Source organism: Pseudoalteromonas sp. SR41-4 (assembly GCF_014163985.1).
Taxonomy (GTDB): Bacteria; Pseudomonadota; Gammaproteobacteria; order Enterobacterales; family Alteromonadaceae; genus Pseudoalteromonas; species Pseudoalteromonas rhizosphaerae.
This window is the reverse complement of record NZ_JACJEI010000009.1, coordinates 24,656-42,731: the sequence shown is the minus strand read 5'-3', so window position 1 is coordinate 42,731 and position 18,076 is coordinate 24,656. Positions and strand designations below refer to the sequence as shown.

Genomic DNA, 18,076 nt, shown 5'->3' with positions numbered 1-18,076 from the left:
AATAACCACCCTAGGTTCTCAATGTCATATTTATCTTTATCTAACACTAGTTTACTCGCGATTGCTATCTGTTTTATGGTTATTTGTTTAGCTGTTATTTGTTTGCGGGTAGTGAGTCAACTCAAGGCTAAACAAGCATTAAAAGAAGAACTTGCTCAACATGACAATTTTGCTCTAGGAATTAGTTTTGCGTCAGAAATTAGTGTAGTGATCGCGACTGTAGCATTTTTATTTGATGAAATTAGTATCAGTGCAGCCCAATCAAACCCGCTTAAGATGATTGTACTGATAGTTCTGTTGTTTACTTTTATTAAAGTAGGCCACTTGATCCACCGCAAGTGGATCTTGCACCGCTTTAATGAAGAAGCCGCCATACTAAAACAAAATGTCTGTGCCGCTTTGGTAGATTCAGGCATGTTGATCGCTAACTGTATTATTACATTAGGGCTATACAGCTGGTCTCATACCCAAGGGTTTAGCAGCTTACTAATTGCCTTTGTCAGCTTCTTTTTACTGCAAACTATTTTTGCCTTAGACAGTAAATTCCGTGAATATCGCTTTGCTCGCGCCAATCAAGGGGCGTCATTACAAAGTAACTTTAATTTAGAAAACACCTCTATTGGCATTCGTTATGCCGGTAAATCCATTGGCCTTGCATTAGCTATCTATGCGGGTCTTGCCAGTGCCACTTTTCACAGTGGTAAAATGGTTGAGAATTTATTCACATTAGCTTTACATTGCGGAACTATGTGGTTATTACTGTATCTATTAACGACTATAATCAAGTTCATCTCTCTGCCAAACATTGATACTGAGCTTGAAATTGATCATCAGGATAATATTGGAATAGCTTGCATTGAATTTGCTGTTTTCAGCGCTATAGGCTATTTACTAATAAGTATGTTTTCAATTTAATATTGAAAATGACGTAATACGTGGGGCCTTATGCCGTTTGAAGTAAATAACTATCTACTGATCGATAACGACAGTGAATTCAGCCGGCAATTCACTGAACATTATTTTGCTCAGCCACACGGCACCAGTCCAAGTACCCTTGTTGTTGCTGGTGCAAATACCCGTCACTTGGTTAAATTAATGTTTGACCAGTTGATCAAAGATTATTGCTACTGCGACTTTAGTAATGAAATTAGCGTGTCAGAACTGGCGAGTTATTTACATGAACACCATGATATTGCCGGTGTACTATACAATCAAACGGATTATTTATTAGCTGATGATAAACAACGATTTATATTCAATTCTTTACATTCTGTACGGTTTTTAATTAAAGAGATTGATGATGGATACCTGTTTGAACCAGTCACAGACTTAGCACAAAACAATCACTTATCATGTCAAACCGAAATAGCCGAAACACCGCAAAATTTAGACGCATTATGTGAAAAGCTTAATAATTAGTTAAAATAAAACTTAACTAATTATCACTGACTCACAATAAGTATTTGCACCGAAGAGATGACTTACATACCATAACGATATTAGCTATTTTTGTTGAAGGTCATCATGAGAGTTCCTCATATTTATCAAGCAAGTCCTATTGTAATTGCCACTGCACTTCAGTTAGAAGATGATGCAGCAGGCCACATAGGTCGCGTATTACGGATGAAAGTCGGTGAGCATATCTCGTTGTTTAATGGCCAAGGCGGCGAATATCTTTGCGAACTCATTGAAGTAGGAAAAAAATCAGTCGTTGCAATGCCGCTTGAATTTAATGAAAAAGATGTTGAATCACCGCTGAGCATTCACCTAGGCCAAGGGATTTCTCGCGGTGACAAAATGGACTTTACCATTCAAAAGTCTGTTGAATTAGGGATCACTGAAATCACCCCTATTTTCAGTCAACGCTGTGGCGTTAAATTAAGCGCCGAGCGACTTGCAAAAAAACACCAGCAATGGCAAAAAATAGCGATTGCTGCAGCAGAGCAATCTGGTCGTAACCGAATCACCACGATTCATCCACCGATAGACATCAGCCAATGGCTTGCACAAAGCAGTGATGAAATTAAGCTTACCCTACACCCTCGTGCAGAGCACAGTATTAAAACAATCGAAGTACCTAGCGCTGGCGTGCGGTTTTTAGTTGGTCCTGAAGGTGGCTTCACTGATGATGAAATTGCCCAGACCAAACAACAAAATTTTGTTGATATCCGTATCGGTCCACGCGTGCTGCGCACTGAAACTGCCGCTTTGACAGTCTTAAGTGCACTACAGCTACAATTTGGCGATTTAGCTAATTGAAATTAGTAAAACCACCCTCATATCAATAGCAACAGATTCAGTAAGGCAACGAACATGGCAATTAAGTTAGGTATAATTTCAGATCCGATCAGCGGATTCAACATCAAAAAAGACACCGGTTTTGCAATGATGATGCAAGCCCAAAGCCGTGGCTATGAAATTTACTACATGGAAATGAATGATCTTTCATTGCGTAAAGGCAAAGCGTATGCCACAGCCGCAAAAGCAACCGTGTTCGACGATACAAACCATTGGTATGAGCTGGAAGAAAAAGCCAGTATCGCACTTGCTGATTTAGATGTTATTTTAATGCGTAAAGATCCACCGTTTGATACTGAGTACATTTACGCAACCTATATTTTAGAACGCGCCGAACTTGAAGGCACGCTTATTATTAATAAGCCACAAAGCCTGCGTGATGCGAACGAAAAGTTATTCACCGCATGGTTTAGTGAGCATACACCTGACACTTTAGTAACCCGTTGTAAGCACCAGATCCGCGCATTTTTGGCTGAACATAAAGACATCATTCTAAAACCTTTAGATGGTATGGGTGGCGCCTCTATTTTCCGTGTGACTGAAAATGATGCCAACATTGGGGTTATTTGCGAAACACTCACCGAACACGGTAGCCGTTTTGCCATGGCACAAAACTATATCCCAGAGATCAAACAAGGTGATAAACGCGTATTGGTGGTCGATGGCGAAGTGATCCCATATTGCCTAGCCCGCATTCCACAAAATGGTGAAACACGTGGTAATTTAGCTGTTGGCGGTCGTGGTGAAGCACGCCCAATCAGTGATTCAGATCGTAGAATTGCCGAAGCCGTTGCACCAACATTAAAAGCTAAAGGGCTTATTTTTGTAGGTCTTGATATCATTGGTGATAAGCTAACAGAAATTAATGTTACAGCACCTACTTGCGTAAAAGAAATCGAAGCTGCCTATGATATTTCAATTACTGGGCGCTTATTTGATGCCATAGAAAGAAAACTGAGCCATACTTAAATTTACTAACAATAAAGGGGTATCGTTATGCAATCATTAGAAAATCATTTTTTAATCGCAATGCCATCAATGCAAGACCCTTTTTTTAAACGTGCTGTCGCGTATATTTGTGAGCACAATGAAGACGGGGCTATGGGGCTGGTGATCAACCAGCCGATCAATATTACAGTCGGCGACTTGCTCGACAAAATAGAGATTGATAACGACAAATCCACCCACGCAGCAAGTGTTGCAGTATTTGCTGGAGGACCTGTAAAAACCGATCGTGGTTTTGTACTGCATTCTCCAAAAGCAGGTTATAGCGCAAGCCAAGAACTTAGCAGCGAAATAATGATAACCACATCCAAAGATGTGTTGGCAAGTTTAACCACAGCCCAAGCACCAGAACAGTTTATTATTACACTGGGCTATGCGGGTTGGGAGCAAGGCCAGCTCGAACAAGAGCTACTCGAAAATTCATGGCTAATTATAAAAGCCGATCCTGAGATTATTTTTAACACACCGATAGAGCAACGCTGGGAAAAAGCAGTCGCGACGCTCGGTTTTGATATTAGCCAATTAAGTTCGGAAGCTGGCCACGCATAAGCGTGGTCAACCACAATTTTAAAGCACAGAGATAGCATGACTAAAAAACAACTAAAGCCCAAAGGTGAACGCACCGTGATGGGCTTTGATTTTGGCACCACCAGCATTGGTGTTGCTATCGGCCAAGAACTAACAGGAACCGCATCGAGCCTAAGCGCTATCAAAGCCAAAGATGGTATTCCAAATTGGGATTTTATTAAAAAGCATGTCGATGAGTGGCAACCTGATTTACTGGTGGTTGGATTACCGCTTAATATGGATGGCACAAATCAAGAAGTCACCTTTAAAGCTAAAAAGTTTGCCAACCGCTTACATAATCACTATGGACTGCCTGTAGAGACCCAAGACGAACGTTTAACCACAGCAGATGCAAAAGCACGATTATTTGAGCAAGGCGGTTACCGTAGCTTAGGTAAAGGAAATGTGGATAATATGTCGGCTGTTATTATTTTGGAAAGCTTCTTTGAACAAGCTTACGGGTAAGCGGTAGGTTTATAATAAGCTGCTCACTCAGTTCAGGAATAAATCCAGCTTGGCGATAGGCTTTTTCTATCGCACCTTGTTCTCGTAATATCTTTAAGCCTTTTTGCAACGCTTTAAAAGCCTGAGCGCCATCAGGATGGCGTTTTGATATAACAAAATGACGACTATCATCTAATAATATCAGCACATTAGGTACCGCTTGCAAAACAATATCTTCAAGTACATATTGGTTACCCATCTGTGGCATCAGTGGCATTAACATAAAATCAATCCATTGCATCGATACCATACGCACTTGACTGAGCCATTCATCCTCTGCAACTAGATCTTTTAATGGTAATTGCGATAAAGTTTTCCAATCTGTACGCCAACGCGGCGTAGACACACTAGTTAGTTGATTAAAATCTGACAGGTGCTGCAGCTGAAATACTTTTTTATTGTTTGGAGAAGTAAAAATCCCCGCAAAATACTCGCCTTTACGGATCAGCTCATCGCTGATATACACTTTATCTGCTAGTGATTTGGCATCTTCATACCAATAACTATCAAAGCTGATCAGTAGCTCACCTTTTTCTAAAAGTTTGGTATTACGAAAATTAATTTTACCAATTTGATAACTGAAAGTTTTATTAAAGCCCCCCAAGTACAAGGCTTGTTGGGCAATGATCATATCAACTACATCGCGACGTATAAATCGACCACTAAAATCAGTAATATCCTGCGGTGCTCTACCGGCTAAAAAATGTGTGTAATCATAATGCACGTCATCTCGGATAAAAATAGCAATCGATTGTTCTGTCGCCATCGCAAAAAATGAGTTACTAACAACATAAAAACTAACTGTTACAAGTAACCATTTTATGCGTTTTTTCATACTACTGACCTTTAGGTTCTAACCCGTCAATTGTTACTCCCTGTAAAAAACCAGCCCCTTGCTGTTCATTATTTCGAAGCTTAATCATCAAACGTAAATCGTTAGGTGAGTCAGCGTGATGCAAAGCATCTGCATAGTTGATACGTTGCTGTTTATAGAGCTCAAATAACGCTTGATCAAAGGTTTGCATACCCATATCTTTCGCTTTAGCCATGGCTTCTTTAATGCCGCCAATGTCGCCTTTTTTGATAAGCTCGCCGATAATCGGGGTATTCAATAAAATTTCGATAGCAGCTACTCGACCATTGCCATCGGCTGTAGGCACTAGTTGTTGTGCTATGATAGCTCGTAAGTTTAAGGATAGATCATATTTTAGCTTATCGTGCTTTTCTTTAGGCACTAAATGCATAATACGGTCAATTGCTTGGTTAGCGTTATTGGCATGTAATGTAGCAACACATAAATGACCGGTTTCAGCAAAACTAAGTGCGTATTCCATGGTCTCTTGCGAACGTATTTCACCAATTAAAATGACATCGGGGGCTTGGCGTAATGAGCTTTTTAACGCCGCCTCAAAACTTTCCGTATCTAAGCCAACTTCACGCTGAGTAATAATACTTTTGCGATGTTCATGGACAAACTCAATCGGGTCTTCAATGGTCAAGATATGCCCACGTTGATTACGATTACGGTAACCTAATAATGCAGCCAACGACGTTGATTTACCGGTGCCAGTACCACCAACAAACAGCACTAAACCACGTTTAGCCATGATCACATCAGTCAATGTCGACGGTAGACCAAGCTCAGCAACATCAGGAATTTGCGTAACAATACGGCGAATAACCATACCCGCGCAATCTCGTTGCCAAAATGCCGAGATCCTAAAGCGCCCTTCATCGGTAGCTATGGCAAAGTTGCACTCTTTAGTATTATGAAACTCTGCTTTTTGTTTTTCACTCATCGCTGATTCAACTAATTGCAGCGACTCTTCGTCTGATATTTTTTCGTCGCCAAGTGCAATTAGCTCGCCATTAATCTTTGCGCTGACTGGCAATTGGCTCGATACGAATAAATCCGAACCTTGCTTTTCAATCATCAAATGTAAAAAGTAATCAAGAGAATGTGTCATTACTGCTCCTTACTCGGGCCTAGCCGCCGAAATTATTTTTATCTTGTGCTTTAGCACGCGCTTCAGCATTGGTAACAACACCGTGATTCACTAAATTGATTAAACACTGATCCATGGTTTGCATACCATGCGATGCGCCAGTTTGAATGGACGAATACATTTGCGCAATTTTATCTTCGCGGATAAGGTTACGGATCGCAGGCACTGCAATCATGATTTCATGTGCTGCGACTCGCCCGCCACCAATTTTTTTCAACAGGGTTTGTGAAATAACTGCGCGTAATGACTCTGAAAGCATTGAGCGGATCATACTTTTTTCTTCACCAGGAAACACATCGATAATACGGTCAATGGTTTTCGGGGCTGACGTAGTATGCAATGTACCAAATACTAAATGGCCGGTTTCAGCAGCAGTCATGGCAAGGCGAATAGTTTCTAAATCACGTAGCTCACCAACCAAAATTACGTCTGGATCTTCACGTAAAGCACTGCGCAATGCATTAGAAAAACTATGCGTATCGCGATGCACTTCACGTTGATTAATCAACGACAGTTTATTGTCGTGCACAAACTCGATGGGATCTTCGATGGTTAAAATATGATGATGCTTGTGTTGATTTATATGATCCACCATCGCAGCCAAGGTGGTCGATTTACCAGAGCCTGTAGGTCCTGTTACCAACACTAAACCACGCGGCGTATCTGAGATTGTTTTAAATATATCTGGCGCACCTAAATCATCAAGCGTCAGCACTTCACTGGGAATGGTACGAAATACAGCTGCGGGGCCTCGATTTGAGTTGAAGGCATTAACACGAAAACGTGCTAAGTTTGGCACTTCAAACGAAAAATCCACTTCAAGGTTTTGTTCATAGTCCTTGCGTTGATTATCGTTCATAATATCGTAAACTAGGCTGTTAACATCTTTGTTTTCCAGCGCTGGTATATTAATACGTCGCACATCACCATCAACACGGATCATTGGCGCAACCCCTGATGATAAGTGTAAATCTGATGCTTTGTGCTGCACACTAAAGGCCAACAATTCGGTAATATCCATTTATGACTCCACAACTAACTGATAATTATATGGTTACAATAGCAGAACGACTTAAGTCCGCCTATGCTAGAATTGCCTTAGCGGCAAAAAAATATCATCGTAATGAGCACGATGTCTGCTTGTTGGCAGTATCAAAAACCAAACCTGCTGATTTCATTCTAGCGGCTTATCAACAAGGTCACCGAGAATTTGGTGAATCATACGTTCAAGAAGCTGTTGATAAAATAACCCAATTAGCAAATTATAGCGATATTGTTTGGCATTTCATTGGCCCTATTCAATCAAATAAAACCGCCCTTGTTGCCAGCCACTTTGATTGGGTGCAAAGTATTGAACGTGAAAAAATAGCGCAACGTTTAAACGATCAAAGGCCCGCAGATAAAGCCCCTTTAAAAGTACTGATCCAAGTAAATATCAGCTTAGAGGACTCAAAATCAGGCTGCCACCCCGATAAACTTGCAAGCCTCGCTGAATTTATTCACCATTGCCCGCATTTAGAATTGCGTGGTGTCATGGCAATCCCAGCAAAAACTGACGATCCACAGCAACAAATACAATATTTTGAGCAATTACGTGCTTGCTTTGATAGACTTAAAGCCCAATATCCTCAAATAGACACCCTGTCGATGGGGATGAGTGGTGATGTCGAAGCTGCGATTGCAGCAGGCTCAACCATGGTACGCATCGGCACGGATATTTTTGGCCAACGAAGCTAAGGTGATAACTAAGATATGTCAGATAAAACAATTGCATTCATAGGCACAGGTAATATGAGCTACGCCATTATTGGCGGCATGGTAAAAAAAGGATTTGCTGCATCGAGTATTATTGCAACAAATCGTAACCAAGAAAAACTCGCTAAGGTAGCAGCGGATTTCGGGGTTAAAACCACCGCAGATAATAACCAAGCACTGCGCGATGCCGATGTTATTGTGTTGTCTGTAAAGCCGCAAATGATGGGTGATTTATGTCAATCATTTCAAGATTCGGGTATCGACTTTAGCGATAAGCTATTTATTTCTGTCGCCGCAGGCTTAACGGTTAAGCGGTTACGTGAAATGCTCGGACAAGACGTTAAGATGGTACGTTGTATGCCAAATACCCCGTCTTTATTAGGGCGCGGTGTATCAGGTTTATTTGGTGCTGGCGAAACCGAGCAAGAACACACTTTTGTGCAACAAGTATTTGAATGTACAGGTATTGCGGTATGGGTTGAGCAAGAGTCACAAATTAACGATGTTATTGCTGTTACGGGGTCATCACCGGCTTACTTTTTCTTATTTATGGAAGCCATAGAAGAAAAAGCCAAAGCACTTGGCTTTAGCGGTGAAGACGCACGTCGCTTAGTACAGCAAACAGCATTAGGTGCAGCTGAAATGGCACTATCTCAGCCTGAGATTAGTATTTCACAATTGCGTGCTAATGTGACATCAAAAGGTGGCACCACGCATGCAGCCGTTGAACATTTAAAAGCACACGGTCTGACTAACACTGTCGCCGATGCAATGGATGCCTGTATTGCTCGCGCAGAGCAAATGGAACAAGAACTTTAAAAGCACTTTGCTGCTTTTAGCCCTATTTATGTTTAAGGTTTTTAATTAAGGTACGTTATGAACGCCATGCAATTTTTAATAAGCACACTATTCGATCTATTTTTAATGGTCGTATTAATGCGCTTTTGGCTACAAGCCGCCAAGGCTGATTTTTACAATCCGTTGAGTCAGTTTGTGGTCAAAGCTACTTCATTTGCTGTTAATCCACTGCGTAAAATTATTCCAGGGTTAGGTGGTCTAGACTTAGCTTCGTTATTACTGGCGTTCATTGTCGCTGCTGCAAAAACTACTGCGCTGATATTTTTAGTAGGCGCGACATGGGAAGTTGGATTTGTACTGTTAGATGCGCTAGAAACGGTGATTAAAGAAGGCTTAAACTTGTTGTTTTGGGTATTAGTTATTCGCGCGTTATTAAGCTGGGTAAGCCAAGGCAACAATCCAGTAGAAGCGGTATTTCAGCAGCTAACTGAACCAATGTTAAGACCTATTCGTAAAGTGTTACCGCCACTGGGCGGCTTAGATCTATCAATTTTAGTGTTGATTATCGCGCTGCAATTTGCCCAGTTTCTGTTTATGGATTTAGTCGGCTAACCTTATCATTAACACAGAGGCCTACTAGGCCTCTTTTTTTAAGAGTCATTTATGAAAAAGCTCGCAAGTATTTTATTTTTTGCACTGGCAGGCATTACCTTTAGTGCTCACAGTGAACAAATGCAAGGCGCACAATACAAAGAACTCGGTCCATGGCAAGTACATTACATTGCATTTCCGTCAACCTTTATTCAACCACGAATAGCTAAAACCTATGGCCTAGAACGTAGTGGTTATAAGGGCATTGTAAATATTTCAATCCTTAAAAAAGATACCGATGCCACAGCGCAAACCGCCATTCTTAAAGGCACTGCTAAAAACCTACTTGGTAATAAGCAAACCTTAGATTTCAAAGAAGTCATCGAAGGCGATGCAATTTATTACCTCGCGCAAGTTGATTTTACTAACGAAGAAATTCTGCGCTTTGAAATTGAAATACAACAAGGTAATCAATTTCAAAAGCTGCAGTTCCAGCAAAAATTTTACGTAGATTAATTCATGAAAAAAACTTTAGTGTTAGCCACTGGCAATCCGGGTAAGGTCAACGAATTGGCGCAAATGCTAAACCCGCTTGAAATAAACGTTGTGCCACAAAGCGATTTTAATGTGCCAGAAGTAGCAGAAACAGGCACCACCTTTGTTGAAAACGCTATTATCAAAGCTCGCCATGCTGCAAAAATAACTGGGCTACCAGCTATTGCTGACGACTCAGGATTGGAGGTTGATGGCCTTAACGGCGCCCCTGGCGTTTACTCAGCTCGCTATGCCGGTGAAGGCGCTAGCGATCAAGATAATATTGATAAATTATTAAGCGAACTTGCTGACAACCCAAACCGCAGTGCGCGCTTTTGGTGTGTGCTGGTATTAATGCGTCATGCTGATGACCCTACCCCACTGATTTGCAGTGCGAGCTGGGAAGGTCAAATTACCTTAGCCCAAAACGGCCAAGGTGGTTTTGGTTACGACCCTATTTTTTATGTGCCAGAACTTGAATGCACCAGTGCGCAACTGACTAAACAGCAAAAAAATGCAGTTAGCCATCGTGGTCAGGCGTTACAACGTTTATTGTCTGAGCTTAAGCTCAAAGGCGGCCTGTGAATTTACCACCATTAAGTTTATATGTGCACGTCCCTTGGTGTGTGCAAAAGTGCCCGTATTGTGATTTTAATAGTCACGGTCAAAAAGGTGAGCTCCCTGAAAAGGAATATGTGCAGCATTTAATTGATGATTTAAAAACCGATCTGCACTTAGTGCAAGGACGTAAAATTCATTCAATCTTTATCGGTGGTGGCACGCCTAGCTTATTAACCGGTGAGGCCTACGTTAATTTATTAACGGCGGTGGATTCATTAATTGGCCTAAGTGAAAACTGCGAGATCACCTTAGAAGCCAACCCCGGTACGGTTGAAACAGGCCGCTTTAAAGACTATGTGGCAGCTGGCATTAATCGTATTTCGATTGGTGTGCAAAGCATGCAAGACGACAAGCTCAAAGCGTTGGGGCGTATTCACGGTGCCGATGAAGCCATATATGCCGCAGAGCAAGCTCATGAAGCAGGTTTAAATAGCTTTAATCTTGATTTAATGCATGGCTTACCGGGGCAATCTGTTGCTGATGCGCTGAGCGACTTGAAAAAAGTCATCGCCCTTAATCCGCCACATATTTCGTGGTATCAGTTAACGATTGAGGCCAATACCCAATTTGCATCTAAACCGCCAACGTTACCGGCCGATGACACCTTATGGGATATTCAAGAGCAAGGCCAAGCCTTACTTACTGAGGCAGGTTATCAGCAATATGAAATTTCCGGCTATGCAAAACCTGGCTACCAATGTCAACACAACCTAAATTATTGGCGCTTTGGCGATTATTTAGGCATTGGTTGTGGTGCCCATGGTAAGGTAACCGATGCTAAAACAGGCATCATTACCCGCACTGAGAAAGTAAAACATCCTCGCGGTTATATGGATTTAGCTAAGCCCTATTTATTTAAACAGTGGCCAGTTGAACAGCACGACTTACCGTTTGAATTCTTTATGAATCGCTTACGGTTATTTGAAGCCTGCCCAATTAGTGACTTTACAGCCTTAACTCAGTTACCGCTGCAAAGCCAAGCTGATGCGCTGCAACAAGCCATTGCCAAGGGTTTGCTTAAGCAAACGGATAGTCACTGGCAGGTAAGCCAAAAAGGTCATCGTTTTTTAAATGACCTGCTAGAATTGTTTGTGTAATAACGACCCAAACTTTACTAACAAATACACACTAATAATAATTAATAACCTTCAATGGTTTCTAACAACAAAAGGGAAAACATGCGTAAACTAACCTTTATCGCCGCCGCAGTGAGTATTGCACTGCTAGGTGGTTGCCAGCAAACACCAGAGCAACAAAGCACGCCAACTGTACAAGCACAACCTGTACAAAGCGAAATAGACAAAGCGAATGCGTTCTTCGAAGATACTTTTAACCGTGATGTGATGAGCAGCCCTGTTTATCAAACATACATGGGTATCAAACAAGACTACGACAAATGGGATGACGGTAGCGAAGCGCGCGTACTGAAAGATCATCAACAAACAAAAGATGATTTAGTGGCATTAAACGCTATTAACCGCGAACTCCTAGATGACACCACAAAAGTTAGTTATGACCTTAAAAAGCAAGACCTTGAAAACAGCATTGCTGATTTTAAATGGCGCTATCATAACTACCCAGTGAACCAAATGTTTGGTACTCACTCGATGATCCCGGCCTTTTTAATCAACCAACACCAGATTTCTGATGTTACCGATGCCAAAGCCTATATCTCGCGTTTAAATGGCGTAACCACGGTTATTGATCAACTGATCACCGATTTAGAAGTACGTGCTGATAAAGGCATTATCGCTCCTAAATTTGTATTCCCACATGTGATTGATTCAAGCAAAAATATCATTCACGGTGCGCCATTTGAACAAGGTGATGATTCCACCTTACTTGCCGACTTTAAACGTAAAGTTGCGAAGCTTGAAATTGCTCAAGCTGATAAAGACGCGTTAATCAGCGATGCTGAGAAAGCCCTTAAAGCGGCTGTAAAACCTTCTTACTCTAAGTTAATTAATTATTTAGCACAGCTTGAAAAACGTGCTGATGATCGTGATGGTGCTTGGAAATTTCCTGATGGCGAAGCGTTTTACAACAACGCATTAGCGCGCACTACTACTACTGATTTAACGGCTAAAGAAATCCACACCATCGGTTTAGCTGAAGTATCTCGTATTCATGAAGAAATGCGCCAAATCAAAGAAAAAGTTGGCTTTAAAGGCGATTTAAAAGCCTTTATGCAGTTTATGAAAACCGATAAGCAATTTTACTTACCTAATACTGAAGCAGGTAAGCAGCAATACCTTGACGAAGCCACGGCACTTATTAACACCATGAAATCACGCTTAGATGAGCTATTCATTGTTAAGCCTAAAGCCGACATGATTGTTAAGCGTGTTGAAGCATTCCGTGAAAAAGCGGCTGGTAAAGCATTCTACCAACAGCCTGCACCAGATGGTTCACGCCCGGGTGTTTACTACGCTAACCTTTACGACATGGAAGCAATGCCAACGTATCAAATGGAAGCGCTGGCTTATCACGAGGGTATTCCAGGTCACCACATGCAAATTGCAATTTCGCAAGAGCTTGAAGGCGTGCCTAAGTTCCGTAAATTCGGTGGCTACACAGCCTATATCGAAGGTTGGGGCTTGTACTCAGAGTTATTACCAAAAGAAATGGGCATGTATGCAGACCCTTATTCTGACTTTGGCCGTCTATCGATGGAACTATGGCGTGCATGTCGCTTAGTGGTTGATACTGGTATCCACGAAATGAAGTGGACTCGCCAACAGGGTATTGATTACTACGTAAATAACACGCCAAACGCGACGTCTGACGGCGTTAAAATGGTTGAACGTCACATTGTAATGCCTTCGCAAGCAACTGCTTACAAAGTAGGTATGCTGAAGATTTTAGAACTTCGTGAAGCTGCCAAGGTTAAACTAGGCGATAAGTTTGATATTCGCCAATTCCACGATGTAGTACTTAAAAATGGCGCAGTGCCACTAAACGTACTTGAAAACTTTGTTGATGAATGGGTTGCAAGCAAACTAGCAGCTTAAGCATCCTTACTTTATAACATATACAAAGGCCGTATCTACGGCCTTTTTTATTGCCTGAAAGATAGATAAACACTTGACCAACAAGTGCTTTACGCTAGGATAAAGCAATTGATATACACGTAACGTATAGGATTAATAATGGATACATGTATCAGTCAACTAAATCAACAGATGCAGCAGCATCAGTTGCAAGCCATTGTTGATAGCTTTGCCAGTTTATCTGCAATACAACAAGCCATGCAGTTACAGCACTTATATAGCAGTGCGCAACGCATGAGTGTAAAATATACTTATCTGCAAAATATCGCCACACGCATATTAACTCAACACTCTCTACCAACAGCCATCATCAGTCAGCTAAATAATACCGAACAATTAAGTTTTTTTACCCCTGGTCTCAAGTTCAATCATGGTTTTACACAACAAAACCAACAGCAGCAAAATGTATTGCACCGCTTATTTAGCGAGTGTAGTGAGGCTAATTTACCGTTTAATTATGTACGTTCACTGATGCTATTTGAAAGTAACGAAAACTTGCTGCAAGCATTAGCGCAAGTTAATGATATCGGGCTGACCCCAGTTGCTAGTTACATTGCAAACAACCCAGCTCAACACAGCTTACCAAAGCATGAATTTTCGGCCTTGCTGGCATTAATGGAAGTTGAGTTTAAACAAAATCAGGGCAATATAAACACTACCGCATTCTTAAAAGCCTTACTCACGTTATCTCAAACAAGCCCAGAAAAGCCACTCAGTGACTATAAAATACTGCTCAGTGGCGCTTACTTACGCTGTAAAACAGAACAAGTTGAGCGCTACCTTGTACAACATAAATAAAATTAATCAGATAAATAATATTCAACGCTGGTTACAACTCGCACTTTTTTTATCTGCGGAGTGTTTGAATCTCGGTCGATTATACTAAACTGCCCTTGTCTTGCGGTGCGAATTTTACCTAGTTTTGACTGTGAGTCCTTGGCAAATTTTAATGCCACTTCGCGAGCTTTTTCGGTTGCTTCTTGCACCATTGCTGGTTTTATATCGTTTAGCCCAGAGAACAAATATTCAATGCGGGTTTCATAGTTATCTTGCACAATCGCAATACCTTGTTTGGCTAGCTGGCCCACCTTAGTTAAGGCGTTTTGCACTTTATCAGGCTGCTGCGAATACACGGTAATATTTGCGCGGGCAATATAGCGAAACTGTTGATTATCAGCGCCATATTCGCGCGCTTGTTTATCAACAATTGATTGCCTACCTTGGCTGATCTCTTGTTCATCAAAGCCATGCAGTTTTAAAAAAGCGATCACTGCGGCATTTTTCTGCTCAACTCGTTCAACTAACTTTTCGAGGTTATTGTCCGCATCACTAAATTGTACCGGCCAGATCACTGTATCAGCAGTTACTTCACGCTCTGCTAATCCTTTAACCTCAACCGTGCGTTCCATATTTTTTACATCAAGCGCTGCTGATTTTAAAATCCATCCGCAGCCAAGTATAGCGACACTCAATACAGCTGCGCCAAGCAACTGGTAATATCCATTTGGCTTATTCATTTAGGTTCCTTTGATAATTATCAATGTTAAGTTGGTTTGATGCTCGAAAAATCAACTTAAACAGGTTACATTGAGCATATACCCAAACCACCTCAAGATGCGAGCGTCGTTAGCAAAAAGATTCTATTGCATCGTCGTGCTAAAAAACAAATAACCCGCAAGGAAAGACCATGAGTGTAAAACGCATTAGTCAGTTTTTCAATCCGACTTCGGTTGCCGTGATTGGTGCATCGAATAACGTTTCCCGAGCAGGATTTGTAGTAATGCGCAACTTATTACAAGGCGGATTTAACGGCCCTATCATGCCAGTAAGCCCGACTAATAGCGCCGTACATGGCGTGTTGGCCTACCCGTCTATTGCGGCGCTACCGAAAATACCGGACCTTGCAGTTATTTGTACGAACAAACACACTCTACTTAATATCATTGCAGAGCTGGGAGAGTTTGGCTGTAAAAATGCGATTGTGATCGCAGCCGGACTCAATCATGAACAAAAAACAGCACTGCAAGAAGCCGCTAAACATGCCAAAGTATCGTTACTTGGCCCTAATTGTTTGGGTTTATTGATCCCCCATATTGGCCTCAATGCGAGTTTTTCTCACACTATCGCAAGCCCTGGTAAATTAGCGTTTATTTCACAGTCAGCTGCTGTGTGCTCCACTATTTTAGATTGGGCAAAACATAAAGAAATTGGCTTTTCATACTTTGTCTCTGTGGGAGATTGTTTAGATATCGACTTTGCTGAACTACTCGACTTTTTAGGTCGCGATGCAAAAACGAAGGCTATTTTGCTGTACATCGATAACATTGAGAATATCCGCAGCTTTATTTCAGCTGCTCGTGCCGCTGCGTTTAGTAAACCGGTGATCGCCATTAAAACAGGTAAAACAGCGGCTGGAGCACTTGCTGCCGAAATTCACACTGGCGGCAAGCAAAGTTCAGATGCGGTGTATGACGCCCTCTTCCAACGCGCAGGTATGTTACGGGTAAATGATTTAACTGAACTGTTTGCTGCTACACAAACACTGGCCATGCATCCTAAATTATTAAAGGTGGAACAACTCACCATTTTAACCAATGGCGGCGGCCCCGGCGTAATGGCCGTTGATAGCTTATTACAAAGTTCTGGTAAGCTGACACAATTAAGTGAAGAAACCCGTGCGGCGCTCAATAAAGTGATCCCACAATCGGATATGACCTCTAATCCGGTGGACATTTTTGGTGACTCAGTTCCGGCACGCTACCAACAAGCACTGGAAATTTTATTGCATGCTAAGGAAGTAAAAAATCTACTGATCATTCACACGCCATCGGCCCTTGCGCCAAGTGAAGACTATGCATTAATTATCGCTGAAACGTTGAATAAACTACCGAAAATGGCGCGTCCTTATGTGATCACAAATTTTATGGGCGAAGATGCCGCCTATGCCGCCCGTCGCGTATGTAGCAACTACGGCATTCCTACTTATCGCACCCCTGAGGGCGCAGTACGTGCCTTTATGCACTTAGTAAGTTATCGCCGTAATCAAAAACATTTAACCCAAACTCCAGAGTCAAACACAGATGACGCTAAAATCAATAAACACGCAGCAAAAGCGCTCGTGAATGAGTTTTTAGCAGAGCAGCAAAGCTATCTATCCACCCATCAAGCCAGCCAAATACTCGCTCACTATGGCGTTGAATGTATTCAAACCGAGGTCGCATACACGCCGACAGAAGCAAAAGAGCAAGCCATAGAGCTAGGCTTTCCTGTGGCACTGAAACTGATCAGCCCTAGCATTCCATCTAAATCAGAAGTCGGTGGTGTAGTACTTAATCTCAATGACGCACAAGAAGTTGAGCAAACCGCTTTTGCAATGTTATTAAGAATAAGAAACACCTACCCTGATGCGATTATTGAAGGTTTTTCGCTACAAAAAATGGCTCCCAGAGCGGGGGCCAATGAACTACGCATTGCCGTAAAAACTGAGTCTAATTTTGGTCCTGTAATACTTCTAGGAGAAGCCGGCACAGGTCTAGAGTTTGCTCAAGCAGCGGTTGCTTTACCACCTTTGAATATGAACTTAGCAAAATATTTAATTGCTGCGGCGCATGATAAAGGCGTGCTTAAAGATCGCATTTTGCCTGAGAAAGTTGATAAGTATCGCCTGTGTGCATTGCTTACGCGAATTTCACAACTGGTAATTGATCAACCCGATATAACTTCGCTTGAGTTAAATCCTATTTTAGCCAGTAATGGCCAGTTTTTGGTGCTTGATGCCACCATGACCCTGAGTCACTACCAAGTACAATCACATCGTAAACGCTTATCTATTCGCCCTTACCCAATTGAGCTGGTTAAACAAGTGACGCTTAAAAATAATACCCTTGCGACACTCAGACCAATAAAGCCAGAAGATGAACAGGCGCACCAAGAGTTTGATCAATCTCTCAGCAAAGAAGATCGCTACAAGCGCTTTTTTGGTGAGCTGCCGCAATTTAACCACGATCAACTCGCTAAAATGACGCAAATTGACTACGATCGTGAAATGGCGTTTATTATCACTCAAGACAACGCCACGCTTGGCGTCTCTCGGGTGTTAATGGACCCAGATAAAGTGCATGCCGAATTTGCTATAGTAGTACGCTCAAACTGCCAAGGCCTTGGCTTAGGTGGCTTATTAATGCGCGCCGCTATTGAGTATTGTCAAAGCCAAGGCGTACAATTTATTGAGGGTATCACCCTGCCGGAAAATACCGGAATGATTGAATTAGCCCGAAAACTAGGCTTTAAGATCAGCCGCGACTTTGAAGAAGGCAGTATAAACATGGTACTGAAGTTATAAGGGAC

General features: G+C 41.9%; 19 protein-coding genes. 15 read left to right on the top strand and 4 right to left on the bottom strand.

The genetic code is table 11. The features are described 5' to 3' along the window. The first annotated feature begins 21 nt into the window (after positions 1–21). The 6 genes from H5180_RS09415 (at position 22) to ruvX (ending at position 4,335) form a co-directional block, all read left to right on the top strand. Positions 22–915: a hypothetical protein gene (locus H5180_RS09415; protein ID WP_145234948.1), complete on the top strand. Its 894-nt coding sequence runs from the start codon at positions 22–24 to the stop codon at positions 913–915. Between the two features lie 30 nt (positions 916–945). Then, complete coding sequence (locus H5180_RS09410) at positions 946–1,419, top strand: hypothetical protein (RefSeq protein WP_145234946.1); 474 nt, start codon at positions 946–948, stop codon at positions 1,417–1,419. Between the two features lie 105 nt (positions 1,420–1,524). Beyond that, on the top strand, positions 1,525–2,259 hold the full coding sequence (rsmE, locus tag H5180_RS09405) for a 16S rRNA (uracil(1498)-N(3))-methyltransferase (RefSeq protein ID WP_145234944.1): 735 nt from the start codon (positions 1,525–1,527) through the stop codon (positions 2,257–2,259). Positions 2,260–2,313: 54 nt separating this feature from the next. Further along, positions 2,314–3,267 carry a glutathione synthase gene (gshB, locus tag H5180_RS09400; protein ID WP_145234942.1) on the top strand — a complete coding sequence of 318 codons (954 nt, stop codon included), beginning with the start codon at positions 2,314–2,316 and terminating at the stop codon, positions 3,265–3,267. A gap of 27 nt (positions 3,268–3,294) precedes the next feature. Beyond that, a complete protein-coding gene (locus H5180_RS09395; protein WP_145234940.1) occupies positions 3,295–3,852 on the top strand; it encodes a YqgE/AlgH family protein in 558 nt (185 codons plus the stop codon). A 36-nt stretch (positions 3,853–3,888) separates the two neighbouring features. Then, positions 3,889–4,335 (top strand): Holliday junction resolvase RuvX, encoded by a 447-nt coding sequence (gene ruvX / locus H5180_RS09390; protein ID WP_145234938.1) that lies wholly within the window; start codon positions 3,889–3,891, stop codon positions 4,333–4,335. Here the strand turns inward: ruvX and H5180_RS09385 are convergent. Genes H5180_RS09385 through H5180_RS09375 form a run of 3 tightly spaced genes read right to left on the bottom strand, consistent with a single transcriptional unit; the run spans position 4,298 to position 7,401 of the window. Then, the gene (locus H5180_RS09385) at positions 4,298–5,209 is read right to left on the bottom strand and encodes a hypothetical protein (RefSeq protein ID WP_182758126.1); all 912 of its coding nucleotides are present in this window, start codon (positions 5,207–5,209) and stop codon (positions 4,298–4,300) included. The genes ruvX and H5180_RS09385 overlap by 38 nt on opposite strands. A 1-nt stretch (position 5,210) precedes the next feature. Then, complete coding sequence (locus H5180_RS09380) at positions 5,211–6,341, bottom strand: PilT/PilU family type 4a pilus ATPase (RefSeq protein ID WP_145234933.1); 1,131 nt, start codon at positions 6,339–6,341, stop codon at positions 5,211–5,213. A 19-nt stretch (positions 6,342–6,360) separates the two neighbouring features. Then, complete coding sequence (locus H5180_RS09375; protein ID WP_145234931.1) at positions 6,361–7,401, bottom strand: type IV pilus twitching motility protein PilT; 1,041 nt, start codon at positions 7,399–7,401, stop codon at positions 6,361–6,363. A gap of 2 nt (positions 7,402–7,403) precedes the next feature. Here H5180_RS09375 and H5180_RS09370 point away from each other — a divergent pair, with 2 nt between their 5' ends. The 8 genes from H5180_RS09370 (at position 7,404) to H5180_RS09335 (ending at position 14,527) form a co-directional block, all read left to right on the top strand. Then, positions 7,404–8,117 (top strand): YggS family pyridoxal phosphate-dependent enzyme, encoded by a 714-nt coding sequence (locus tag H5180_RS09370; RefSeq protein WP_145234929.1) that lies wholly within the window; start codon positions 7,404–7,406, stop codon positions 8,115–8,117. Between the two features lie 15 nt (positions 8,118–8,132). Further along, on the top strand, positions 8,133–8,954 hold the full coding sequence (gene proC / locus H5180_RS09365) for a pyrroline-5-carboxylate reductase (RefSeq protein WP_182731342.1): 822 nt from the start codon (positions 8,133–8,135) through the stop codon (positions 8,952–8,954). Between the two features lie 57 nt (positions 8,955–9,011). Beyond that, positions 9,012–9,545: a YggT family protein gene (locus H5180_RS09360; protein ID WP_145234925.1), complete on the top strand. Its 534-nt coding sequence runs from the start codon at positions 9,012–9,014 to the stop codon at positions 9,543–9,545. Positions 9,546–9,596: 51 nt separating this feature from the next. Further along, a complete protein-coding gene (locus tag H5180_RS09355) occupies positions 9,597–10,040 on the top strand; it encodes a DUF4426 domain-containing protein (RefSeq protein WP_182758125.1) in 444 nt (147 codons plus the stop codon). A gap of 3 nt (positions 10,041–10,043) precedes the next feature. Further along, a complete protein-coding gene (locus tag H5180_RS09350; RefSeq protein WP_145234920.1) occupies positions 10,044–10,643 on the top strand; it encodes an XTP/dITP diphosphatase in 600 nt (199 codons plus the stop codon). Further along, on the top strand, positions 10,640–11,776 hold the full coding sequence (hemW, locus tag H5180_RS09345; protein ID WP_182731341.1) for a radical SAM family heme chaperone HemW: 1,137 nt from the start codon (positions 10,640–10,642) through the stop codon (positions 11,774–11,776). Before H5180_RS09350 ends, hemW begins: the two co-directional genes overlap by 4 nt. 81 nt (positions 11,777–11,857) lie before the next feature. Then, the gene (locus H5180_RS09340; protein ID WP_145234916.1) at positions 11,858–13,690 is read left to right on the top strand and encodes a DUF885 family protein; all 1,833 of its coding nucleotides are present in this window, start codon (positions 11,858–11,860) and stop codon (positions 13,688–13,690) included. Between the two features lie 138 nt (positions 13,691–13,828). Beyond that, complete coding sequence (locus H5180_RS09335; RefSeq protein ID WP_182734559.1) at positions 13,829–14,527, top strand: hypothetical protein; 699 nt, start codon at positions 13,829–13,831, stop codon at positions 14,525–14,527. Positions 14,528–14,529: 2 nt separating this feature from the next. Here H5180_RS09335 and H5180_RS09330 read toward each other — a convergent pair whose 3' ends face one another. Then, on the bottom strand, positions 14,530–15,246 hold the full coding sequence (locus tag H5180_RS09330; protein ID WP_182731338.1) for an SIMPL domain-containing protein: 717 nt from the start codon (positions 15,244–15,246) through the stop codon (positions 14,530–14,532). Positions 15,247–15,416: 170 nt separating this feature from the next. Here H5180_RS09330 and H5180_RS09325 point away from each other — a divergent pair, with 170 nt between their 5' ends. Next, complete coding sequence (locus tag H5180_RS09325; RefSeq protein ID WP_182731337.1) at positions 15,417–18,071, top strand: bifunctional acetate--CoA ligase family protein/GNAT family N-acetyltransferase; 2,655 nt, start codon at positions 15,417–15,419, stop codon at positions 18,069–18,071. Positions 18,072–18,076: the final 5 nt, after the last annotated feature.